Below are 23,184 nucleotides of genomic sequence, written 5' to 3' on the forward strand. Positions count from 1 at the left end.
TTGGGCGCCATCATAGCGCCCGATTGAAGTGTCCAAAATCATTAGGCCAGTTCAGCCTGCTCGCGAAGACGGAGTTTCAGACGAAGACTGTTTGACTGTCACACCGCCTTCGCGAGCAGGCTCGCTCCCACAGTGGGTCGGCGTACACCCACTGCATTTCACCACTCATCAGGCCAAGCGTTAGCTCGCCTTCAGCTTTTGATCTTGATCCACCCGCCCCTTCCGCGATCCTCTGTGGGAGCGAGCCTGCTCGCTCCCACAGTGGGTCGGCGTACACCCACTGCATTTCACCGCTCATCAGGCCAAGCGTTAGCTCGCCTTCAGCTTTTGATCTTGATCCACCCGCCCCTCGGGAGGCTGAGCGCAGGTATTCATCCGGGGATTATTCAGCGATCGGACCTGAACACTCGCGCAAATACCGCAACAGCCTCTCCAACGCCACCGACCTGGGCCGCGAACGCAAGGTCAGCAGGCCAATGTTGACCATCGAAATCGGTAGCTCGACCGGCAGGATCGCAACCATCCCGTAGCCCGCATAATGTTCGGCCACGTCATTGGGTACCACCGCGATCATGTCCGACGCTTCAAGCATCGCCGTGGTCGCGAGAATCGAAGCGGTTTCGACGATGTCCAGCGACCGCACCATGCCGCCGGCTTGCAGGGCACTTTCCACCCGGCGGCGCATGGGGCTGCCGATGGGGTGCAGGATCCAGGTCAAGGTGACCAGGTCGGCCAACTGCAATGGCGAGTCACCCGCCAACGGATGGCCGGCCCGGCCGATCACGCGCATCTGCTCGCCGTTGTCGAACAGCTCGATGTCCAGGTCCTGGCTGTCGCTCTGGTCCGGCAGCCGCCCCAGCACCACATCGAGATCGCCGCGCAGCAAGGCCGGCAGCAAGGTATCGCTGGTACCGACCTCAATGGAAATCCGCACCTTGGGGTGATCGCGCTTGTACGCCAGCACCGCCGTGGTCAGCAGCCGGGGCACCGGCCCCATCACGCTGCCGACCCGCACCAGGCCCATGGCCCCGCGCGCCAGTTCGGCGATCTGCGCCTGGGCATGCTCGAACTCATGCAACGCGCCCTGGGCGTAACGAATCATCACCTCGCCATACAGCGTCGGCTGCATGCCCCGTGGCAAGCGCTCGAACAGGCGCACGCCAAGACGCTCTTCCAGTTGCTGCAACAGCAGGCTGGCGGCCGGTTGCGTGGTGTGCATCGCCGTGGCTGCCCGCCGCAGGTTGCCGAACTCCCCCAGGGCATTGAGCAAGGTGATCTGTCGGCTGGAGATTTTCAGGGTGCCGAGGTTGTGGGGCTGCGACATATCAAATCCGATATACCTGCTTAGGGAATCGCGATTATGCCTGTATCGCTCGGCGACCTACAGTCGAGTCTCAAACGGTTTACCGAGAACAAGTATCCATGAGCATTCGAATCACTCACCTGAGCGTGCGCGACATTCGCTTCCCCACGTCCCTGTCCCTGGACGGCTCCGATGCGATGAACAGCGCACCGGATTACTCCGCGTCCTATGTCGTGCTGCACACTGACACCCCGGCCCTGGAAGGCCATGGCCTGACCTTCACCATCGGCCGCGGCAACGAAATCTGCGTGGCCGCCGTGCAATCCCTGGCACCGATGGTGGTCGGCCTGACCCTGGAAGAAATCGTCGCCGACATGGGCGCCTTCTGGCACAACATCACCGTGGGCGACAGCCAATTGCGCTGGCTGGGACCGGAAAAAGGCGTAATCCACCTGGCCACCGCGGCCATCGTCAACGCCGTCTGGGACCTGTGGGCCAAGCACGAAGGCAAGCCGGTGTGGAAGCTGTTGGCCGACATGACGCCGGAACAATTGGTGCGCTGCCTGGACTTCAGCTACGTCACCGACGTCCTCACTCCCGAGGAAGCCATCACCCTGCTGCGCCGCCAGGTGTCGGGCAAGGCCCAACGCGAGGCGCACATGCTGCGCGAAGGCTACCCCGGCTACACCACCGCGCCGGGCTGGCTCGGCTACAGCGAAGAAAAAATGCGTCAACTGGCCCGCGAAGCGGTTGCGGATGGCTGGACCCACATCAAGCAGAAAATCGGCGCCAACCTGGAAGACGACATTCGCCGCGCCACGATCCTGCGCGAAGAAATCGGCTGGGAACGCACCCTGATGATGGATGCCAACCAGGTCTGGGACGTCGAAGAAGCCGTCGCCAACATGCGCCGCCTGGCAGCGTTCGACCCCCTGTGGATCGAAGAGCCGACCAGCCCCGACGACATCCTCGGCCACGCCAGCATCCGCCGGCGCATCGCCCCGATCGGCGTCGCCACCGGCGAGCATTGCCACAACCGGGTGATGTTCAAGCAGATGTTCCAGGCCGGCGCGCTGGACTTCTGCCAGCTGGACGCGGCACGCCTGGGTGGCCTCAACGAAGTGCTGATCGTGCTACTGATGGCCGCTAAATTCGACGTGCCGGTCTGCCCCCATGGCGGAGGTGTCGGTTTGTGCGAGTACGTGCAACATATCGCCCTGTTCGATTACATCGCCGTCTCGGCTTCGCTGCACAACCGGGTACTCGAATACGTCGACCACCTGCACGAGCATTTCCTCGACCCGGTGGTGATCCGTCGCGGCCGCTACATGCCGCCACAACGTCCGGGCTACAGCATCGAAATGAACGCTGAAACCCTGGAGCGGTACCCGTTTCCCGACGGACCGGTGTGGGTTGATATCGCAGCCCGGTAGTCGCCTAACCTGCGCGCTGGGCGCGTTCCGACTCATCCAGGTGCTCCAGCAGCACCGCTATCGTCGCGTCCCGCAACTTGATGGCCTCCATCCAGTCCGGCCCTTGCGCCAACAGCGGGGGGCCGATGTTGACGTGGATTGCACCGTGGCGTGGGAACCACTGACCGTCGCGCAACACCTTGCGCGTGCCGCCAATGGCGACCGGCACCAGCGGCACGCCGACACGGGCGGCGAGCACGAAAGCACCCATGTGGAATGTCCGCAAGCCTGGCTCGCGGGTGAAGGTTCCCTCAGGGAAGAACACCAGCGGCTGGCCGGCTTGCAACACCTCGGCCAGGGACTCGGTGTCTGCGGCGCTGCGCTGCAGATCGAAACGTTCGACGAAGCAGGCACCGAGCTTGCGCAGGAACCGGCCGGCGATCCACTGGCCAGCCAATTCGCGCTTGGCCACGAAGCTGAACTGCGGTGGCAGGGCTGCGCTGAGAATGACGCCATCGAGGTAGCTGGCATGGTTGGCGGCCAGCACGCTCACCCCGGACGCAGGCAGGCGTTCCAGCCCCGCGACACTGAGCGGTATACCCGCCAAGCGCAGGAACAGCCGGGCAGCCGCTCGAGTGAAGCTGCGGCACCAACGCTGTTGCGGCAGGATCGCGACACCGAGCCAGGTCAATGGTGTGACCAGCCAGAACAGCAGCCAGATGTAAGCGGCATACAGCGCCGCGCGGCAGGTCCGCCAGCTGCGGCCGAGATGGGCGCGCACGGCCTGCACCACCAGGCGCAGCAACTGGCGCCACACGGCCAGGTGCGGCCGCCCCACTTCGCCGCGCTCATACAGTTCGCGACTGGCCGCACGGCGAATCTTCCCGCTGGAGGTCTTCAGCACGCTATGCGGTGGCGCCAGAACGATATCGTCGGGCGACACACCGGTGAGGTCGACCACGATGCGGTTGACCTCCTGCTGCAACTGTTGCCGGGCAGCCGCTTCCTTTTCGAGGCTTTCGGCCAACACCACCAGGCGTTCGGTACCGGTGGCCGGGTCCGGACTGCCGAACACCGCGATGCAGCCTTTGCGCAGACCGGGCAAATTGCCGACCGCCGCTTCGACATCGTAGGGGTAGATGTTGCGTCCGGCACGAATGATCAGGTCCTTGGCGCGACCGGTCAGGTAGACCTCACCGCCCGCCATGTAGGCAAAATCGAGCGAGTCCATCCAGCCATCGCGCAGCACCCGGCGGGTTTCTTCGGGGTTACGGTAGTAGCCACGGGTGGTGGACGGTCCACTGAATTGCAGGTGACCTTCGCTGCGCTCGGGGAGTTCGCCCCCGCGCCCATCGACGATTCGAATCTGGTGACCCGGCAACGGCCGGCCGCTGGAAACAAAACATAACGTCGCGCCGGTGTCCGCTTCGGCGGGCAATGCATTGCCTCGGGCCTGGAACGCCTCTCGCTGTACCCGGTCGATCAGCGGCCCCCGGCCCAAGGGCGGAAACGCCACGCCCAACGTGGCCTCAGCCAACCCATAGACGGGTGCCAGCGCAGTGGGCGCCAGGCCGTAGCGAGCGAAACGTTCGGCGAAGCGTTGCAAGGTCTGCGGGTTGACCGGTTCGGCACCGTTGAAGGCCAGGCGCCAACTGCTCAGGTCCAGGCCCTTGAGGTCATCGTCAGCCAGTTTGTTCAGGCACAGTTCATAGGCGAAGTTGGGCGCTGCCGACATCGTGCCGCGGTAACGGTCCATGGCCCATAGCCAACGCGCCGGCCGTGCGAGGAAAGCCAGCGGCGACATCAGCACCAGGTTGTAGCCGTAATACAGGCTGCCCAGCCAGGCACCGATCAACCCCATGTCGTGGTACATGGGCAGCCAGCTGACGAACACGTCCTGCGGTCCCACCTTCAGCGTCCTGCCCATGGCGCGCAGATTGGCCAGCAGGTTGGCGTGGCTGACCATCACCCCTTTGGGCTGGCCAGTACTGCCCGAGGTGTACTGCAGGAAAGCGATGTCATCCGTTCGCCGCGGCGGTGTGATGCACTCGCCCCCCTCCTCCGTCAGATCGGCCACGCTGGCAATGCGGGTCAGGCTGGGGACCTGCGGCAGGAGCAGCCGGGCGAGCAGCTTCGCTTGCGTCACGGTGATCAGCACTTTGGCCTCAGCGTTACACAGGATGCCGGCCTGGCGGCGCAAGTGATCCTCGATCTGCGACAGGCGCAGCGGTGGGTAGATGGGCACCGGCACCCCACCGGCCAACAGGATGCCGAAAAAGCCATGGAGAAAGTCGCGGCTGGTGGGCAGCATCAGGGCCACGGTCTGACCGGCGTGCAAGCCACTGCGTTGCAGCCCTGCGGCAACGGCCAGGGCGCCTTGGTGCAAGGCGCCATAGCTGACCTCTTCCTGTTGGTCCCCTTCACCGAGCAGGCGCACGTGCAGATGCTGTGGCTGATGGCGCACATGCCACTCCAGTACCTCGATCAAGGTCCGCGCGGCGTCCGGCGTCTGCCCGGTGGCTGCCAGGATTTCGCGGGAGGCGCTGGAGGGCAATGGACTGACGGCTTCGGCGCCCTGTCTGCTGTGCAGCACACGCAGTATGTCTTGGGGGGTGTCAGCCGAGGCGAACAGGTTTTCTGGCAGGTGCACACCGAACGCGTGCTCGATACGTGACCAGAGCTCGACCCGAGCCAGGCTGTCCAGGCCCAGATCCCGATCCAGCACGCTGTGCAAGGTGATTTGCAAACCTTGCGCCGCTTGCGGACGCAACTCGACCACGGTGCGCCGGACAATTTCGAGCAGCTTTTGCGCGTCCCCATCGAAACGGGGCTCGGCGCGGGTTTCTGGAAGCGGACGAGACATCGACGGCCCCTCACGACAGGACACTCGGTGTGTAAATCCTTACCCACGACCATTATGCGCCTATGGCGGCGACTGGGAATGCCGTCCTGCAGCGCTCGCGGGATGGCTGGGCCAGGAGGGGTTTTGTGGGTGCTAATGCTGTTCAGGCGAGCAAAAAATCTGTGGCGAGGGGATTCATCCCCGTTGGGCTGCGAAGCGGCCCCCAGCGCCCGATCAAACAGACCGAGTTGTCTGGATTGGGGCCGCTTCGCGACCCAACGGGGATGAATCCCCTCGCCACAAATGTGGGTCCGCAATTGATTTGCAGGAGCTAGGCTTTAAGGACCCAGCGCCTGCAGAGAGACCGCCATGTCAGCCAGCCTTGCCCCCGGAGTGACACGCCGAGAAATCTGGGCCTGGGCGATGTTCGATTTCGCCAACTCCGGCTACACGACTGTCGTGATCACCGCCGTGTTCAATGCCTACTTTGTCGCGGTGGTCGCCCAGGGCGCAGCCTGGGGTACGCTGGCCTGGACCAGCGCCACCGCCCTCTCCTATGTCCTGATCATCCTGACCGCGCCGCTGATCGGCGCCTACGCCGACGCCTTCGCCTGCAAGAAACGCCTGCTGCTGTTCAGCACGATCGGTTGCGTCATCTTTACCGCTGGACTGGCACTGGCCGGACCGGGAGAGCTCGGCGTGGCGATCCTGTTCATCGTGCTATCGAACTTCTGCTTCGGCAGCGGCGAGAACCTGATTGCCGCCTTCCTGCCCCAACTCGCCCGTGCGGATGCGTTGGGCAAGGTGTCCGGCTGGGGCTGGGGGTGGGGCTATATCGGCGGCCTGGTCAGCCTGGGCGCCTGCCTGGCCTTTGTCAGCTGGGCCCAGGCGCAGGGCCAGACGGCGGCGCAATTCGTGCCGGTGTGCATGCTGATTACCGCGGTCCTGTTTGCCCTGGCCAGCGTACCGACCTTCCTGTTCTTGCGTGAACGCAGCCAGCCGCAGCCAGGCAGCGACAAACCTATTGCGAAAGCGGCGCTGGCGCGCTTCGCGCAGACGCTGCATGAAGCGGAGCACTATCGCGACTTGCTGCGCTTTCTTGCCTGCACCGTCTGCTACCAGGCCGGCATTTCGGCGGTGATCACCCTGGCAGCCATCTATGCCAATCAGGTCATGGGCTTCAGTACACAGGACACGTTGCTGCTGATCTTCGTGGTGAATATCACGGCCTCCATTGGTGCCGTACTGTTCGGTTGGCTGCAGGATCGCCTCGGCCATCGCGCCACGCTGGCGCTGACCCTGCTGGGCTGGCTCGGCATGGTCGGTCTGGTCTGGGTGGCGCACGGTCCCGGGCTGTTCTGGCTGGCGGCGAACCTCGCCGGTCTGTGCATGGGCGCCAGCCAATCGGCTGGACGGACGATCGTCGGTCTGCTCGCGCCACCGACGCGGCTGGCGGAATTTTTCGGCCTCTGGGGGCTGGCGGTCAAACTGTCGGCCATCCTCGGTCCCATGACATACGGCCTGACCAGTTGGCTGTCCGACGGCGATCACCGCCTGGCCATGCTGATTACCGGCAGCTATTTCGTGATCGGTCTGTTGATCCTGGCCGGCGTCGACCTCAAGCGCGGACGACAGGCAGCTGTCGGCGGTACAGAGCCTCTCGAACAGTGAGGGCCACTATCAGGGCGACGTCCCGCGCGCGTTCACTGAATGCAGGCGTATATTGGTGGTGACGATCCGGGAAGTTGAGGCGCCAGGCGCTCGCCAATGGCGGGGCGAACAATAGAACCAACCGATAACCCACAATGCTGGAGGTGCGACATGAGCCAATATCAACGCCTCTTTCTGATTGCCGGTCCTGCCATGCGCCACACGCCGGCGCTGGAGCGGGCCGTCGCACTGGCCAAAGCCACTGGCGCAGTGCTGCATATCGCGGTATTCATCGAAGACGCCGACATCTTGGGATTGATGAGCGGAAACAAGAAGTTTCGCGAGATCTGCCAGCAAGAGAACCAGAAGTGGCTGCAGGATGAAGCCCAGCTGATACGCGGCAATGGCGTTACGGTGACCACCGAAGTGGTATTGGCTCGGGACGTACTGAAGGAAATCCTTCAGCATGTAAAGGACTTGCAACCGGACCTGGTGATCAAGGACGTACACCACGAATCAACACTCAAGCGCGTATTCGTCACCCCTCTGGATTGGCATCTGGTACGCGATTGCCCGGTTGCTGTTCATCTGGTCAGCGAAGTCAGGTGTCCACTGCCACGGGTGGTCGTGGCGGCAGTGGATCTGTCGCACCCGGAGCACCAGATCACTGACCTCAACGATCGCATCATCCTGGCGGCGAAGAGGATGGCATCGCAGTGCAACGCAGAGCTGCACCTGCTGCACGCCTTCGATCCATCGCAAACCCATATCTCCGACGCCGGCGCCGGTGCGGTGACGATGCCAGGCTTCAGCGCCGACGTGCGTCGGGCACTGCACAAGTCCTTCAATACGCTGGCTGACAGCTGTCACGTACCCTCTGAACGACAACACTTCATTGAAGGGTCGCCAGCCAAAGTGATGTCCGACTTCGCAGCCCACAGCCGGGCCGATGTGTTCATCATGGGAGATACCCATCGAAAAGGCCTGCACAAGCTGCTTGGCAGTACGACAGAGCACGTGCTCTACAAGGTGCCCTGCAATGTCCTGGCAATAAAGGGGCAAGTCGATCAGTTGGGATAGCCTGAAGCATGACAAGTGCAACGTTCCGCTTCTACGAGGAGCTCAACGATTTCCTGCCGCCCGAACGGCGGCGGCAGTCCTTCACCTGCGAGTGCGCGCAAGGGGCGACGGTCAAGCACATGATCGAGGCGCTCGGAGTACCGCACACGGAGGTCGAACTGGTGCTGCTCAACGGCGAGTCGGTGGGCTTCGGGCGGGTGATCTTCGACGATGACCGGCTGGCGGTGTATCCCAAGTTCGAAACGCTGGACATCAGCCCGCAGCTCAAGGTTCGTGCGCACCCGCTTCGGGTGCTGCGCTTCGTCGCTGATGCACACCTTGGCGGGCTGGCCAGCCTGCTGCGCATGAGTGGCTTCGACACCCTCTATGATAATGGCTTCGAGGATGGCGAGATCGCCGAGATCGCTGCGCAGCAAGGACGCATCGTATTGACCCGCGACCGCGAACTGCTCAAGCGTCGCATCATCAGCCACGGCTGTTACGTGCATGCCCTCAAACCGTCACTGCAACTGCGCGAACTGTACGAGCGCCTCGACCTGGCGCGCAGCGCGCGGCCCTTCAGCCTGTGCCTTCATTGCAACCTGCCGCTGCACGAAATCAGCCCGGAACTGGCCCGGCCGCTGGTACCGCCACGGGTTGGCGCCCTCTATTCGCACTTCCTGCGCTGCGACGGCTGCCAACGGATTTACTGGGAGGGTTCGCACTGGCGCGGCATGTGTGCCCTGCTGGCACCTTTACTGGACCGATAGCGCAGCGCGTCGGGTCGAATAAATGGCCCGGTGCAGTCATTCATCAATGGCTGATTTGAAGCAGGCGGCCGACCGCATCCAGCACCACATCGGGGGCCTCTCGATGGGGGACATGATGACAATTTTCCAGTATCAGGTATTCCCCGGGCGCCTCCGCCAGCCTGGCGATACGCATGGGATGCAACACGGACCCGTACTCGTCTTGCTCACCATGAATCGCCAGCAGTGGGCAGTGAATCGAGTCAACGGTGTCCTCAATCGTCCAGCCGCTGAATGCCTGCGACAGCCAGGTCTCCGTCCAGGCTGACAGCACCCAAGGCGCTTTATCACCATGATATTTTTCAAGACGCTCCCTTTGCCCCGGCGCCTCGAACTGCGCCTTGGCGTCTCGAATACCGCGCAGCGTCTGCTCTTCAACGAACGCTTGTGCCGAGACGGTGATCAATGCAACGCAGCTCTGCGGGTACAGGGCGGCGCAGCACGTAGCCATCGCGCCGCCCACACTATGGCCCATGGCGACAAACCGATCGAATTGCAATTGGGCCCTGACCAGTGCGAAGAAACGCTCGGCTTCGTCACGGATGAAATCCATGGGCAGACTCTTCGGGTACGGGTCCGACTGCCCGAAGCCGAGCCGGTCATAGGCAATCACCTCGCGCCCTGTGGTCTGACAAAGTCGTTCAGGAAAGTCGCGCCACAGTTCGACGCACCCAAGGGAATCATGAAAAAGAATGATCGGCGGTTTTGCCTGGCTGTGTTCCACGCCCGCCGGATACCAGCGTCGAGTAAACAGTCGCCCATGGGGCGTATCGATCCAAAGCGATTCGGTACAGACAAACGATGACATTGAAATCCTCAGCTGATCATTCAAGCGGATAAGAGAACACGAAGTGCTGCGGTCGCGAGGACAGCGATCAGCACGCAGTCTGGCGCGCGCCCGGTACGAGCGCAACCGGGGTTAATCCAGCAGCCATCGGCCGAACGCAGCCGATGGTCGTTGCATTTCGCGAGTCGCCGGCCTGTGGCTAAGCTTAATAAATCGGGACGAACTGAAACCTGAGTGATACCGGCCATCAGTGGACCTGGACTGGCATCAAGGCGGTGCTCCCAAAGGAGACGACTATGTACGCGGTGATAAGAACCTATCTGGGTACTGGCGCAAAGCAGCTTTTCGAACTGTTGGAAGCGCGCGGGACCGACGTCGAAGCTGCCCTGCGGACAGTGCCGGGCCTTGTCAGCTACACCCTGCTCAATACCGGTGATGGTGGTACGTCGATAACCGTTTGCACGGACAAGGCCGGCAGCGATGCGAGCTTGAAAGTCGCACGCGAATGGATTCAGAAAAACGCATCGAATATCCGAGCGAACCCGCCGATCGTGACGGAAGGTCCGGTCATTGTGCAGATCAAATAGCGCGTCCTTGCGATTGACCACACGACACTGTCGAGGGGTTTGTCTCGACAAGTAGAAATCGGCCCACAGCTGCCGGTGCGAGCCGGCAGAAAACGGGCAGATTCAAAGACCTGGATTTTGCCAACGTGACGGCGCAAAAGGAGGTATATACGTCATTTAGGTCGAAAGCCTTTTTGCGTAGATTTATTCCTGAGCCCGGTACCCCCGCCGGTTAAAGGAAACTGCCATGAACACCCGCATCCACCAAGGTTCCGCGCTGGCTGGTCGCGCGCGGGAAGAGATTGTCACCCTCCCGGCACCGGCTGAGCTGGATCACTGGACTACGTTCGAAAACGCGCGCAAGGCGCTCTCACCGCAGCTGTCCCGCTCTGTCCCGGCACTGCGATATCTCGAAGCCTGATTGAGGGCTTCTCCCTCTATGAACCTTACAAACAGCGGCACGAATGACATTCCAGCGACGCGTTTCGTCGTTGGCATGGCCCTTCGTAACAGGGCGCGCATTGCCCGAGGAAAAGCAGATGTCGAACCGAAACCAACAAGTCGAGCAGTCGCTGACATCCCGTATTGATGTTGTCGGGCTTTGGTTGGCGCCCTTTGGGCTGCGCCTTTTGCTCGCATGGGAATTCTTCGAAGCCGGACTTGAGAAGCTGCAAGGGGCGAACTGGTTCGCCGACCTTGGCGACAAGTTCCCGATGCCGTTCTCGTTGCTGAGCTCGAATATCAATTGGACCCTGGCAACCTGGTTCGAACTGGTCGGCAGCCTCGCTTTACTGCTCGGCTTGGGCACCCGCTTTTTCGCACTGTCGCTGTGGGTGCTGACAATAGTGGCCACCTACACCATTCACTGGCCGTCGGATTGGTCGAGCTTGAGCGCGCTTTGGCAGGGCTACGCAATCAGCAACGACGGCTACGGCAACTACAAGCTGCCGTTGATCTACCTGGTGATGCTTTTGCCGCTCATCCTCAATGGATCCGGTCGCCTGAGCCTCGATCATCTCATCGACGTCCTCCGCGACTCGGCAAGCAGGCGCTCTGCCGGTCCGAGCGCCTGGGGGCTTGTGCTCCTGACGTTGGGGATGACGGTTTCGATTCTGTTGCCATGGGTGGGAGGAACGTTGGCGGGCATCGCAATGATCCTGCTGGCTCTTCCCCGCAGACCTGGCTTCGTTCACATGCCGCTTTCCAAATCTTGATTTGCTACTGCATTTGGCAGTGCTACCCAGCGGCTTCGCCGCACCCCACCTGGAGAAAATGTAATGTCTGATACAACCATCCGTAACAAGCGTATTGGTCTGATGAGCGTCGCGCTGGCCGGGATCGTTCTGAGTGGATCGGCTTTTGCCGTACAACAATTGCCGCAAGGCTACACGCTTGCCGCGGCGCACACTGCCGCTGAGGGCAAGTGTGGTGAAGGTAAGTGCGGTGGCACGGAGTCCCGGACACAGGCCAAGACTTCCGAAGGAAAGTGCGGTGAAGGCCAATGCGGTGATGCAATCTTCAATGAGATCGATACTGATGATGATGCGCGAATCTCGCGCGCCGAGTTCCTCAAGGTTGAGCCGAAGGGGCAAGCCGTGTTCGCGAAGAAGGACACCAACACGGACGGCTACATTGATGAAATGGAGTCGTACCTGAGCGTCAAGGCGGCCTATAACGAGAACGGCAAGGAACTGCCCAATGGCCTGTTCTCTACCAAGGAGTGAGCCATGCGCCCCCGCTTTACGCGGGGGCGTTTTTTTTAGTCCTTCCTAAGCTTGCGCCAAACGCGCATTGCGTCGCAGAACCTGCGGGGGCTGCCCGAATGCACGCAAGAATGCGCGGCGCATTCGCTCTGTATCGATAAAACCGGTTTCGCAGGCGACTTCGTCCATTGAATGACGGCTCTGCTCTACCATCACCCTCGCTGCTTCCAAACGAAGGTGTTCGACCGCTTTGGCGGGCGATTGTCCGGTTTCGGCTCGAAACGCTCGACTGAACTGCCTTGGACTCAGATGGGCTGCCGTTGCCAGTTCTTCTACTGTAAGGGGGGCGCACAGGTTCTGGCGGGCGTGTGTCAATGCACGCTGGATGCGATCGGATTTGGCGTCCAACTCCAACAGCGCCGAGTGCTGAGACTGTCCGCCGCCACGTCGATGATAGACGACCAGGTCTTGGGCAACCTTGCGGGACAGTTCCGGGCCGAAATCCTTCTCAATCATGCCAAGCGCCAAGTCTATGCTGGCGCTCATCCCGGCAGAGGTCCAGATAGGTCCGTCGATGATGAAAATTCGATCGTCTTCTACGTGTGCTTTCGGAAACTGTTTCTGAAGATCGCGCGCATGAAACCAGTGCGTGGTGACGCGTCGACCATCAAGCAATCCCGCTTCACCCAGTATAAAGGCCCCGGTGCAGACCGATGCGATGCGCCGTGTGGACTCGGATGCCTTACGCAGTTGAATGATCAAGTCAGCCGGAGAGGGGGTCGGATCCATCCAGCCAGTGACGATCAGCGTATCCACATTGCTGCTCGACAGCGGACTCGTCTCAACAGGCGCACCAAACGAGTTGGGAACACCGCCACCGTTCTGCGAGAGGAGTCGGATGCCATACAACGGCTCATCCGCCGCACCGTTAGCGAGTTCAAATGCGGAAACTGCCGCCAAACCCATGATTTGGAAGCCGTGCGGCAGAACAAAGCCAATCGTGATCATAGGACAAACCTCCGTGGCCTGACACGAGCTATACGGGCATTTCAGGCCATGGTCAATCTTCTTGCATCCCACTCGGCATCAGTTATTTAAGCAGCGGCTCCCTAGAACTTTTCTCTATTTATCGGTCTATGTGGATAGGCACATCCGCCCGGTAAGCGCGACCTCACAGGCTTCCCGCAGCCAGATGGCCACACGCCCAATTGTCAATCAGAGGTTGTTTTCGCTCATGAAAATCCTTGACCCACGGATGGTGCTCTTCGGCCTGTTCGCGTTCGCGGCATTGGGCTCGGCATCAGCCACACAGATGAAGACCTCAACCCCTGCTTTAACAACAGAAGTCACAGCCGTTCAGGCGCCTGTCCAGGCCGCCGGCAACCCTTGGCCGACCCTGAGCAGCATGGCCGACAACCAGTCGGGCCCGTTGCTTGCCCATGACGACCGATACTGGCATGACGGTCGTTGGCACGATCGTCGGGACAATTGGCGCCGAGACGACTGGCGTCGAGACCAGTGGCGTAGAGAGCAAGCCCGCCGGGAAGCTGAACGCCGTCGTGATTGGGAGCGCCACCATGATCGGGCCATGCGCCACCGCTACGAGCACGATCATCGCTACTACCGTCGCTAGTGAGGCGTCACGAGGCTAGTCAGAGGTACCGAGATGAATGTGAGACTCATGCTCGCCAGGTGGGTGATGGTTGCGATTGGCTCAGTCTTGTTGATGCCAGCGTCGGCGGATTATCGGCGAGGCGGACACGAGGGTGGCGAGTGGAAGGACGAGTACCGGGACGGGCCATGCAACGTAAAGATCGAGTCCAAGGACGACGAATACAAGGAAGAGATCAAATGCCCGAATGGTCGCGGCGCCACCTGGCGTCGTGGCGAGTGGAAAGACGAGTTTTGGGAGCGTGGGTGCAAGGTCAAAATCGAAGCCAAGCGAGATGAGTATAAAAAAGAGGTCACGTGTGATCGCGGTAATTGACCTGGGTGCCAGATCTGGCACCCAGTGACGACCTTGTCCCCCCGTGCAGCCGGCGCCCAGGCAGCACCAAGATTGCCTGGGCCACAGCGGGGATCATTGCCCCGCAGTCTCTTTCAACAGTGCAGCCGCCGCCAGCTTACCTAACGCGTTACCCGCCAACGGGCTGTCGCCGGTCAGCATCTTGCGGTCCTGATGGACCGCACCGGAGATGTCCTTGTTAATGATCTCAATCCCCAGTGCTGTCAATTGCTCACCGAACTTCCAGGTCAGGTGACCCGGCATGTAGCCGATGTCGGGCGTCTTGGCGTCGAGGTCGTCGGGGAACGCGCAGATCTTGTAACCGTTGAAGATGCAAGAGTCTTTGTTTGCCCCCCTACCCGCCGCAAGCAACGCCGCCGGTCCGTGGCACAACGAGATCACAAACTTGTCCTTGGCGACCGCCCACTCAAGCACCTTCTTCACATCGGCACTCTGGGGTAAACCAATCAATGCGCCGTGGCCACCCGGGATGAAAACACCGATGTAGTCGGAGTCATCGCCCAGTGCCTTGTCGGCAACCTCAGCCAGTTTCATGGGTTGCTTGAATTGATCGCGATATTTGGCGTACAGCCCCTTCACCTCCGCATCTTCAGATGGCATCGCCCAGAACTCGAACTTGACGGGGTTACCCGACAACGTTGCGATGTCGAACGCGAATCCGGCTTTGTCCAGGTGGTACATGGGCAGCAACGTTTCCACAGGATGGTTTCCTGTCGAGAACATCGTGCCGTTGTCGGTCAACAGGTAACGCTCATCCGCCCCGATCACCAGCACCTTCCAGCGCCCGCCTCTGTAAGGATCGGGATAGTCGGCGCCACTGAGATCGGACGTTGGAGAAGTGAACTGGCTGAGTGAATAGGGCGAGGGGAAAAACGCATTGTCCTCGGCTGGATCCTCGGTTGGACGCTTGTCGTCGACTTGAGTATTGGTCATGACTGACTCCGTCGTGCTGGGCGAATACGGAAGGCATTCCAGAGGTTGTCATACCAGCAGCAATGCGGGTTTTCCCACATTCGAACAGGCTGCCGGCACCACTCTGGCTTCAACGTGAGACCAAAAGTCTAGTCCAGCAACAATCGGCGTGGCCGAATCCGACTAGCAGCCTCAACTGCTCGGATTGATGGCCATCCTTCTGCCACCGACTACTCGATCAACTGGCCACTGACTGACTTTACGATCGTCAGATTGGACTGTGGTTTGTGCCGACCTCCGCTGCCAGGAGAGTAAAATTCACGCATGTCCGTCCTCGTCGAATCATTGGCTGAATACGTCGCCACAAGACTATATCAGCCATTGGCTGTTGGGCTGAAAATAGCCCCGACAGCAAATTCAGTCAAACGGGAGCCCGTCATGAACACTGCATATCCCCCCACCGTCGCTGCAGTTCAATCGGTACCTGCCTGCACGACCTCCATCAAAAACCTGCCCATCAATTTGTTTGGTTCGGTCATGGGCTTGGCCGGGCTTGGTCTGGCCTGGCGCTTGAGTGATCAGTATTACGGCATCGGCGGCATGTTGGGTGAAGCGATTGGCGCACTGGCCGGACTGATATTCGTGCTGCTGACCCTGGGTTACCTGACCAAGTGGGTAAAACATCCTGAAGCGGTCCGGGCGGATTTCAACCACCCGATCATCAGCAACTTCTTCGGCACCGTCACTATTGCTCTGCTGTTGCTTTCGGCGGTGGCAACGCCCCACCACCCGGTGCTCGGACAGGCATTGTGGATACTGGGTAGCGCATTGACTGTATTACTCGCCGGCCTGGTTGTTTTCCGCCTTTTCTCCGGCAGTCAGGATCCAATGAATGCCGTACCCGCCTGGTTGATTCCAGGAGTCGCCACCCTCGATATCGCCGTCACAGGCGCGCATATGCCCATGGCCTGGGCCGCTGAGTTCAACCTGTTTGCCCTCGCCGTGGGTGCGGTAGTGGCGCTGGTTTTCTTCTCGCAGATTTTTTCGAGATTGGTGCATCAACCCGCCATGGCCAAAGGCATGGTGCCTTCGTTGATGGTCTTGATTGCACCGTTTGAAGTCGGTTTCCTGGCATACACCAATGTGTTCGGTGAAATCGACCAGTTTGCCAGTGTGTTGTTCTACTTCGGCCTGTTCCTGTTCGTGGTTTTGAGCTTCAAAGTGTTCCGTCGCGATGTGCCTTTTGCCCCATCGTGGTGGGCAATCAGCTTCCCTATCGCGGCCCTGAGCAATGCGGCGCTGAAATACGCATACGCTCACCAGGACAATACGCTGCTGATGGTCATCGCTGCGGCGATCCTGCTGTTCCTCACGGTGGCGCTGACCGTGTTATTGGTGAAAACCTTGACCAGCCTGTTCAGCGGAAGGCTGTTGGCGGGTTGACCTTTTACCTCCCTTTGGCGAGCCTTTATCGGCTCGCTTTTTTTTGCCATTAAAGGTCTTGTCGGATGGCCAGTTTTCGTCTGGTACCTGGAACGCGACCCATACGTTTTTTTATCCTGTAAAGGAGCGCAGAATGAGCTGCCTGGCGTTCGAATTGACGCGTCGCAATTGGCTGGCGTGAGTCATCCCGGGCACCATGGGTAAGGCTTTCTCGCGGACGATGAGCGCGCCTGCCGTCGACTGCAGGGGCCGGAGGAGGCGTTTTGAAATCATTCCCGCTCAGACCTGGCGCCTCAACCCTGGACATGTTGCTTCAAGCGTGGCTGCCGCGCCGTGACGCTGTTCCGCCAACCTTGACGGAAAAAGCCGTCATTCCAGGCATTCCCGATGCTCGCTACAGGCTGGATCACGACCTGACTCCGTTCATTCAGGATGCGGTTCTGTCCAACAAACGTGAGAGCGAGGTGCTTGCCAGGGCCGGGATGCCGAACGATATCCTGCCGCTGGCAAGCATGCTGGCAATCTCGGGCGGCGGCGATGCCGGCGCATTTGCAGCGGGACTCATAGCCGGGTGGACCACCCATGGGACTCGCCCCCTGTTCAAGGTCGTCACGGGCATCAGCGCGGGCGCCCTGGTCGCCCCTTTCGCGTACCTGGGGTCGGAGTACGACGGCGTGATTCGGTATGTCTCCAACGCAATCGGACCCAAAGACATTTTCCATTCGCGAAGCGTGCTGACCCGTCTTGCCAGCGACGGTATAGCGGACAGCAAGCCGCTGTCGCGACTCATCGCAAAATACGTCACTGCGCAGATTCTTGCGGCGATTGCCGCGCAATACGCCAAAGGACGAATTCTGCTGATCGGCACCACTGACCTTGATTCAGGGCGGCCAGTCACCTGGAACATGGGCGCCATTGCCGCCAGCAAAGCACCGGGCGCGCTCGACCTCTTTCGCAACATCATGCTCGCGTCCATGAGTATTCCCGGGGCTGTCTCACCCGTCATGATCGATGTGGACGTTGACGGCGAACAGTTCCAGGAAATGCACGTGGACGGCGGGGTCATCACTCAAGTATTTCTTTATCCGCCCAGCACTGTGATTGCGCTGAGCAAAGCCACCGGCGCACCTTTGCGACTCGAACGTCATTTCTATGTCATTCGTAATGGAACACTGGAGCCGCAGTGGTCGGGGACCAAGCGCCGTACATTGAGCATCGGCGGTCGAGCCATCAGTGCTTTGATTCAAACCCAGGGAATCAGCGACCTGGAGCGAATCTACCGCATGGCGCAGCAGGATGGAGCGGATTTCAATCTTGCGTACATTGGCTCCGACTTTTCCTGTGCGCACAGTCGCAAATTCGATGGCGAGTACATGAAGCGTTTATTCGATTACGCCTTTCAACTCAGCGCGAAGGGTTATCCGTGGCATAAATCGCCGCCCTCGGAAAACACTCAACGACCAAACACCCGCTGAACGATTGAGCCAGTCTGTTGCATCGACCGGTGGAGTCCCCTGCCAAATGCGCACATCCAGATAGCAAATCTCAAAGAGGCCGCACCCTGAGGTCACCCGCTTGCCGAGCAACGTGGCCAAGGGCGGGCGGCTCGCTCGCCCCTTCTGAAGTTCGGATAGACAAGGGTGCCGGTCAGATCAACGCAACCAGCCAGGGAAGCACGCCTGCGACTATGCAAATCCGAGGAATGACAGGACAACTGCAATGACCACGACCAACCCAATGATGTAGATGATGTTGTTCAAGGTATTCACCTCTCTGTCTGAAGGAGCGCGATGCGATGGCACTGTTGCGCACTATTCTTGCCTCGCTATTTGAATCGACCACAACGAAGCTCAATAGCTCCTTCGTTTATGGGTGGGCCAGGCCTTTGTTTTTCGCGAAGTGCACAAATCGGCCAAAAACCAAAGATCTTTGGCGAGGGAGCTCGCTCCCGCCCACACCTGTCACAAAGGAAGCGGCCTGTCCTGTATGACCCGTTTCATCACCAGGGTTGAGGTCAGCCGCTGCACGTTAGGCAGTGTCGATAAACGCTCATCATAGAGTCGTTGAAACGCAGGCAGATCCTGGGCAACGACGTGCAACAGGTAATCCGGCTCCCCGAACAACCGCTGGGCATCGACCACTTGCGGGATATCAATGAGCGCCGTTTCGAACGCCTCGACAGCTTGCCGGTCACCTTCACGAAGCGTGGCAAATACCATGGCGGAAAAGTTCAGGCCCAATGCACCGGGATCGAGTAGCGCGCGATAGCCCAGCAATACGCCGGCTTCTTCCAGTGCGCGTACGCGCCGATGGCACGGCGAGAGGCTCAAGCCTACGCGCTCGGCAAGCTCGGTCACCGAAAGACGGCCATCCTTTTGCAGTTCAGCAAGAATCTTTCGATCAGTCCTGTCCAAGTAGAAATATCTCCCTATTTTTGACCAAGCAACGATTATCTTTAAAAGTAAATTCTAACCTTTTTTCATTAATCTTCCCCTCACCATTAACGACCGGACGTCCTTCAACAAGAGGACGAAGGTCCTGGCTTTCGAGGCGGATGATGAATAAAGCGTTTTGTGAACGGCTGACACAGGTGGCGCCATGACCCTCAGTGTTTTTACTGCGTTCTGGGGGGTGTCGATTCTGTTTGTCATCACGCCCGGGGCCGATTGGGCGTACGCCATATCGGCGGGCTTGAAGCATCGAGTCGTGGTGCCTGCCGTGGGCGGATTGTTATCCGGACATTTGCTGGCCACGATGGTGGTTGCCGGCGGTGTGGGTACACTGATCGCCGGCCATCCGGTAATCATGTCGGTACTCACCGTGGCCGGCGCGGGCTATCTGCTTTGGCTGGGCGCCAATATGCTTGCGCGCCCTTCCACCCCTCGTGCGGATGAAATCCAGGTGTCCGGTTCATGGGTGCGCTGGGCGTTCAGGGGGCTTTGCGTCAGCGGGCTCAATCCCAAAGTGTTCCTGCTGTTCCTGGCGCTCTTGCCTCAATTTGCCGACGCTACAGCGCCCTGGCCTGTACCGATGCAGATGATTGCGCTCGGCCTGGTCCACACGTTCAGCTGCGGCGTGATCTACCTGCTGGTCGGATTCGGTTCGCAAGCCGTGCTTCGGGCACGCCCTGGTGCCGCTCGACGGGTCAGCCGTTTCTCGGGAGCCATCATGATCATCATTGCGCTGGTGCTGTTGATCGAGCAGCTGTGTGGTTAATCCTCCGTAACCACAAAGCCCGCGGATTTCCGGTTTTGCGGCTAAGGTCAATGCAAGATACCGGCTCAAGCAGTTCACTGCCTGCACCCAATTGAGCATTGAAAGTAACCTGAACTTCACCACCAAGGGCACGCTCGTGAACAATGTGAAATTGATGCTGGTGCTTGCCTGCGCAGCTGCCGCGGGCTGCAACGCAAGTCAGGAACAAGAAGTAAAGCTGAACTGCAAATACAGCCGTGTGACTACCGTGGAAAAAGCAGGCACCAAGACCACGGTTCAGGAGTGTTTGCCAGACCCCGCCGAAACGCTTGCCTTGCTTGAACAGGCAGAAGCGAAAAAGCAGCCGACGCTTGAGGAGATGGCCCCCGAACCTCTGTGTGTACAAGAAGTTAACGGGGAAACGCAGATACTTCCGCTGGCTGAATGTGAAAATGATGCTCCCTGAGCAGAGGAAGTCATATCGCCCTTAAGAGGTGTCCGGTCAGTCGACATCGATGAGGAATGTGCCGGCCTCTTCGTGGCCCGCTCCCACAGCTTTTGTGCAGATTGCATTTTGCGTGAACGACACAAACCCTGTGGGAGCGCGGCTTGCCCGCGAAGGCGTCAGGTCAGTCGACATCGATGAGGAATGTGCCGGCCTCTTCGTGGGCAAGTCGAATCGTCGCACCGCCGCTCCCACGGTTTTTTGGCTGCCGCCATCGCGAGCAAGCTTTGCTCCTACAAGGAGAACGCAGCCTCGACAAACGCCTCCAGCGCCTTGTCTTCCAGGATCTCGATAGAAAAGTGCCCGAAGCGTTTGGGCAACCAAATGATACGTGCCCCGGACGGGGATTGCAGGTTCGCGCGGGCTAATGGCTTGCCGTTTTCGTCCTCAGGCTGAACACCGGCGAGTATCAATTCGTCATAGGCCTTCTCGATGTCCGGTGTCGAGTAGCAGTGACGGTAAATCATGCCCTCGCCCGCGCTGTCCATCAGTTCCTTCAGGTTCCCCGCCAACGGTTGTACCAACATGAAACGCTCTTGACCGACCAGCGCAATCGCGTAGCGTACGTGCAGGCCACCGCGCTCCCACACAAGTGTTTTAGAGATCCTGGCTTTCAGGATCTGCGCGTAGTACGCACAAGCTTCGTCGAGGTTTTTCACCAGTACATCTACGTGACTGAACTTCAGCTCCATTGCATGCCTCCTGCCGAAACGGCGACCATGGTAACCACGCCCCCTCAAGAAAAATCAACATGACCATCACGATCCGCCATGAAAAACCCGCCGACATCGACACCATCGCGCGACTGACCAAAGCGGCGTTCGAAAACGCAGAACATTCAAGTCACACTGAACACTTCATCGTCGATGCGCTGCGACGCGCCAATCAACTGAGCGTCTCTTCAGTCGCGCTGGAAAACGCCGCAATCGTCGGCCATGTGGCGATTTCCCCCGTCACCCTTTCGTCTGGCGCAACCGGGTGGTACGGCCTCGGGCCGATCTCGGTGTGGCCGGAGCATCAGGGCCGGGGCATCGGCTCGATGTTGATGAACGCCGCATTGACCGACTTGCAACGCCTTGGCGCTGCGGGCTGCGTCGTGCTGGGCGAACCTGGCTACTATGGTCGTTTCGGATTCAAGGCTCATCCGGGCCTTGAGCTGCCCGGTGTTCCAGCCGAGTACTTTCAGGCGACTGCCTTTGCGAGTGAGCTTCCCGTCGGCATCGTCAAGTACCACGAGGCTTTTGACGCCAGCGAGTAAACCAGGCAAACGAGCCGACACCCCAATTCCCCACAAATGGGTCTTGCTACCCGTTTCCTGCAACTGCCTGCTGTGCTTGCGGATAGGCCATGAAATTGCCCTGCATCGCTCAAGCACCCGGTCTATCGGCCACAACCCGGATCGTCGTCAAACCCTTGGCATAGAGAATGCTATTTGTTCATCCACGCACCATTGAGCGGTTGAAGCTGCGACAACAAGATCAGCAGCACACCTGGGGCAATCCCTATGCACGCCACTGCCGCATTGTTCCGACGCTTGCGCCGAAGAACGGCTGACTCGATTGCACCCACCCGGCAATTCAATCTCATGCGCTGGTTTTCGGTGGTCAGTTTCCTGCTCATTGGCGTGATTGCTTTTGGGCTCGGCTCCGTGTCAACGCGGTTCCTGGTCACCGAAAGTCTCGAACGCGATGCGCTGATGTCCGCGCAATTCATCCAGACCATCGCCAAAGGCGAGATACGCCATCACGGACTGGCCGGCCTGCAGATCGCAGCGCCTGTGCAACACGCACAAGATGAGGCGCTGTCAAAAAACGGACAGCGTGTCAGATCCGAGTTCCTGGATTACCTTTCACGCCTCCCGGATTCGCTCCTGATCTCTATCTACTCTCCCCTGCGGACGGTGGTCTGGTCGACCAACCCGCAACTGGTGGGAAAGCACATTTTGAATGACGAGCTTGAAGAGGCATTCAACGCCAAGGATCGGGTTTCAACCAAATACAACGAGGTGGATAAGGACCGCAAGGAGCAGAAATTTTTTCGCGCCCCCAAAATGTTCTTCGTCGAGAGTTACATCCCGATTGTGGATGACGGCGGGAACATCCAGGCGGTGGTTGAAATTTACCGGGAGCCGCTCGACCTGATTGCAAGCCTCAATCGCGGACACTGGATCATCTGGCTGTCGACGATGGGCGGCCTGCTGTTTTACTTCGGGGTTTATTGGATAGCCCGACGCGCATCAATTGTGCTGGCCTTGCAAGAGGATCAGGTTGTTGCCAACAAGACCTACGGTGGCCTGGTCGAAATGTCCACGGCGGTTGCCCATAGCCTTCGCAACCCCCTGGCCTGCATTCGCTCAAGCGCAGAGTTGGCCAGAGACATGGACGGCCAACCCGCGCGGAAGAACATCGACGATATCGTCAGTCAGGTGGATCGGATGTCGCGGTGGGTGCATGAGTTACTGCTGTGTTTGAGCCCGATCCGTGGCGAGGTCGAACTGGTGGAGCCGATGGCAATGGTGCAGGCCACACTCAACGGCTTCAGCCAGCAGCTGGCTCAATCAAGAATCCAGGTCGAGTTCAACAATGAACCGACGCCAAGGATCATCAGTAATCCGCTGTTGCTTTCGCAGATTCTCAAGAGTGTCGTTGCCAATGCCATAGAGGCGATGCCGGCAGGCGGCCGGTTAACCTTCCAGGCCAACGTGGACCAAGCCCATCAATGGTTGCATCTCACCATTGCGGACACCGGGGATGGAACGTCACGGCAACAAGAAATGATGGCATTCAAATCCTTCTACACCACCCGGCAAGGCCGGCTGGGTATAGGGCTGACCATGGTGAAGCAGATCATGCAAAGCTTTGGCGGAGAAGCGAGCCTGACAAACCATGAACAACAGGGTGCGGCAGTGCAATTGAGTTTCAGGGTCCTGGATAGAAGAGCCGGCGCATTGCACTGACCTTGCAGAACATTCC

The 23,184-nt window shown here is 59.7% G+C and carries 21 protein-coding genes and 2 pseudogenes; 16 read left to right on the forward strand and 7 right to left on the reverse strand.

What is annotated here, in order from left to right:
- Positions 1 to 382: 382 nt before the first annotated feature.
- Positions 383 to 1,324: a LysR family transcriptional regulator gene (locus ACW9HW_RS14180; RefSeq protein ID WP_457400401.1), complete on the reverse strand. Its 942-nt coding sequence runs from the start codon at positions 1,322 to 1,324 to the stop codon at positions 383 to 385.
- Between the two features lie 98 nt (positions 1,325 to 1,422).
- Between ACW9HW_RS14180 and ACW9HW_RS14185 the strand changes: the two genes are divergently transcribed.
- Positions 1,423 to 2,736 carry an L-fuconate dehydratase gene (locus ACW9HW_RS14185; RefSeq protein ID WP_457400403.1) on the forward strand — a complete coding sequence of 438 codons (1,314 nt, stop codon included), beginning with the start codon at positions 1,423 to 1,425 and terminating at the stop codon, positions 2,734 to 2,736.
- 4 nt (positions 2,737 to 2,740) lie between these two features.
- Here ACW9HW_RS14185 and ACW9HW_RS14190 read toward each other — a convergent pair whose 3' ends face one another.
- Positions 2,741 to 5,578: an AMP-binding protein gene (locus tag ACW9HW_RS14190; protein WP_457400405.1), complete on the reverse strand. Its 2,838-nt coding sequence runs from the start codon at positions 5,576 to 5,578 to the stop codon at positions 2,741 to 2,743.
- A 348-nt stretch (positions 5,579 to 5,926) separates the two neighbouring features.
- Between ACW9HW_RS14190 and ACW9HW_RS14195 the strand changes: the two genes are divergently transcribed.
- The 3 genes from ACW9HW_RS14195 (at position 5,927) to ACW9HW_RS14205 (ending at position 9,036) form a co-directional block, all read left to right on the forward strand.
- Positions 5,927 to 7,228: an MFS transporter gene (locus ACW9HW_RS14195; protein ID WP_457400407.1), complete on the forward strand. Its 1,302-nt coding sequence runs from the start codon at positions 5,927 to 5,929 to the stop codon at positions 7,226 to 7,228.
- Positions 7,229 to 7,378: 150 nt separating this feature from the next.
- The gene (locus ACW9HW_RS14200; RefSeq protein WP_095196186.1) at positions 7,379 to 8,287 is read left to right on the forward strand and encodes a universal stress protein; all 909 of its coding nucleotides are present in this window, start codon (positions 7,379 to 7,381) and stop codon (positions 8,285 to 8,287) included.
- Positions 8,288 to 8,295: 8 nt separating this feature from the next.
- Positions 8,296 to 9,036 (forward strand): Mut7-C RNAse domain-containing protein, encoded by a 741-nt coding sequence (locus ACW9HW_RS14205; RefSeq protein ID WP_457400409.1) that lies wholly within the window; start codon positions 8,296 to 8,298, stop codon positions 9,034 to 9,036.
- 43 nt (positions 9,037 to 9,079) lie between these two features.
- Here ACW9HW_RS14205 and ACW9HW_RS14210 read toward each other — a convergent pair whose 3' ends face one another.
- On the reverse strand, positions 9,080 to 9,883 hold the full coding sequence (locus ACW9HW_RS14210; protein WP_457400411.1) for an alpha/beta fold hydrolase: 804 nt from the start codon (positions 9,881 to 9,883) through the stop codon (positions 9,080 to 9,082).
- A gap of 275 nt (positions 9,884 to 10,158) precedes the next feature.
- On the opposite strand from ACW9HW_RS14210, the gene ACW9HW_RS14215 reads away from it, so the two are divergent.
- From ACW9HW_RS14215 to ACW9HW_RS14230, 4 genes and pseudogenes are all read left to right on the forward strand, one after another.
- Positions 10,159 to 10,449 (forward strand): hypothetical protein, encoded by a 291-nt coding sequence (locus ACW9HW_RS14215; protein ID WP_457400413.1) that lies wholly within the window; start codon positions 10,159 to 10,161, stop codon positions 10,447 to 10,449.
- Positions 10,450 to 10,675: 226 nt separating this feature from the next.
- Positions 10,676 to 10,849, forward strand: coding sequence for a hypothetical protein (locus ACW9HW_RS14220; protein WP_457400414.1), 174 nt, complete (start codon positions 10,676 to 10,678; stop codon positions 10,847 to 10,849).
- 118 nt (positions 10,850 to 10,967) lie between these two features.
- A pseudogene (locus ACW9HW_RS14225) lies at positions 10,968 to 11,450 on the forward strand (HvfX family Cu-binding RiPP maturation protein); the annotation flags it as partial.
- Between the two features lie 255 nt (positions 11,451 to 11,705).
- Entirely contained in the window at positions 11,706 to 12,152 is a 447-nt protein-coding gene (locus tag ACW9HW_RS14230) for an HvfA family oxazolone/thioamide-modified RiPP metallophore (protein WP_457400416.1), read from the forward strand.
- A gap of 45 nt (positions 12,153 to 12,197) precedes the next feature.
- Here the strand turns inward: ACW9HW_RS14230 and ACW9HW_RS14235 are convergent, their stop codons facing one another.
- Positions 12,198 to 13,139 (reverse strand): GlxA family transcriptional regulator, encoded by a 942-nt coding sequence (locus ACW9HW_RS14235; RefSeq protein ID WP_095196180.1) that lies wholly within the window; start codon positions 13,137 to 13,139, stop codon positions 12,198 to 12,200.
- Positions 13,140 to 13,365: 226 nt separating this feature from the next.
- Between ACW9HW_RS14235 and ACW9HW_RS14240 the strand changes: the two genes are divergently transcribed.
- Both ACW9HW_RS14240 and ACW9HW_RS14245 read left to right on the forward strand, forming a co-directional pair.
- Positions 13,366 to 13,764: a hypothetical protein gene (locus tag ACW9HW_RS14240; RefSeq protein ID WP_095196216.1), complete on the forward strand. Its 399-nt coding sequence runs from the start codon at positions 13,366 to 13,368 to the stop codon at positions 13,762 to 13,764.
- Between the two features lie 33 nt (positions 13,765 to 13,797).
- The gene (locus ACW9HW_RS14245; protein WP_457400418.1) at positions 13,798 to 14,118 is read left to right on the forward strand and encodes a hypothetical protein; all 321 of its coding nucleotides are present in this window, start codon (positions 13,798 to 13,800) and stop codon (positions 14,116 to 14,118) included.
- 93 nt (positions 14,119 to 14,211) lie between these two features.
- On the opposite strand, the gene hchA is transcribed toward ACW9HW_RS14245, so the two are convergent.
- Positions 14,212 to 15,090 carry a glyoxalase III HchA gene (hchA, locus tag ACW9HW_RS14250; protein ID WP_095196178.1) on the reverse strand — a complete coding sequence of 293 codons (879 nt, stop codon included), beginning with the start codon at positions 15,088 to 15,090 and terminating at the stop codon, positions 14,212 to 14,214.
- A gap of 417 nt (positions 15,091 to 15,507) precedes the next feature.
- Between hchA and ACW9HW_RS14255 the strand changes: the two genes are divergently transcribed.
- On the forward strand, positions 15,508 to 16,512 hold the full coding sequence (locus ACW9HW_RS14255) for an SLAC1 anion channel family protein (RefSeq protein WP_457400420.1): 1,005 nt from the start codon (positions 15,508 to 15,510) through the stop codon (positions 16,510 to 16,512).
- Positions 16,513 to 16,775: 263 nt separating this feature from the next.
- A pseudogene (locus tag ACW9HW_RS14260) lies at positions 16,776 to 17,966 on the forward strand (patatin-like phospholipase family protein); the annotation flags it as partial.
- 507 nt (positions 17,967 to 18,473) lie between these two features.
- Here the strand turns inward: ACW9HW_RS14260 and ACW9HW_RS14265 are convergent.
- Positions 18,474 to 18,926, reverse strand: a complete 453-nt coding sequence (locus ACW9HW_RS14265; protein WP_095196175.1) for an Lrp/AsnC family transcriptional regulator — start codon at positions 18,924 to 18,926, stop codon at positions 18,474 to 18,476.
- A gap of 184 nt (positions 18,927 to 19,110) precedes the next feature.
- On the opposite strand from ACW9HW_RS14265, the gene ACW9HW_RS14270 reads away from it, so the two are divergent.
- The gene (locus ACW9HW_RS14270) at positions 19,111 to 19,728 is read left to right on the forward strand and encodes a LysE family translocator (RefSeq protein WP_457400422.1); all 618 of its coding nucleotides are present in this window, start codon (positions 19,111 to 19,113) and stop codon (positions 19,726 to 19,728) included.
- 91 nt (positions 19,729 to 19,819) lie between these two features.
- Positions 19,820 to 20,173, forward strand: a complete 354-nt coding sequence (locus ACW9HW_RS14275; RefSeq protein ID WP_457400423.1) for a hypothetical protein — start codon at positions 19,820 to 19,822, stop codon at positions 20,171 to 20,173.
- 272 nt (positions 20,174 to 20,445) lie between these two features.
- Here the strand turns inward: ACW9HW_RS14275 and ACW9HW_RS14280 are convergent, their stop codons facing one another.
- A complete protein-coding gene (locus ACW9HW_RS14280) occupies positions 20,446 to 20,904 on the reverse strand; it encodes a VOC family protein (protein ID WP_095196172.1) in 459 nt (152 codons plus the stop codon).
- Positions 20,905 to 20,963: 59 nt separating this feature from the next.
- On the opposite strand from ACW9HW_RS14280, the gene ACW9HW_RS14285 reads away from it, so the two are divergent.
- Together ACW9HW_RS14285 and ACW9HW_RS14290 are read left to right on the forward strand one after the other, a co-directional pair.
- A complete protein-coding gene (locus ACW9HW_RS14285; RefSeq protein WP_095196171.1) occupies positions 20,964 to 21,470 on the forward strand; it encodes a GNAT family N-acetyltransferase in 507 nt (168 codons plus the stop codon).
- Positions 21,471 to 21,716: 246 nt separating this feature from the next.
- Entirely contained in the window at positions 21,717 to 23,168 is a 1,452-nt protein-coding gene (locus ACW9HW_RS14290) for a sensor histidine kinase (RefSeq protein ID WP_095196170.1), read from the forward strand.
- Positions 23,169 to 23,184 lie beyond the last annotated feature (16 nt).

The organism is Pseudomonas sp. SDO5532_S415 (genome assembly GCF_054071155.1).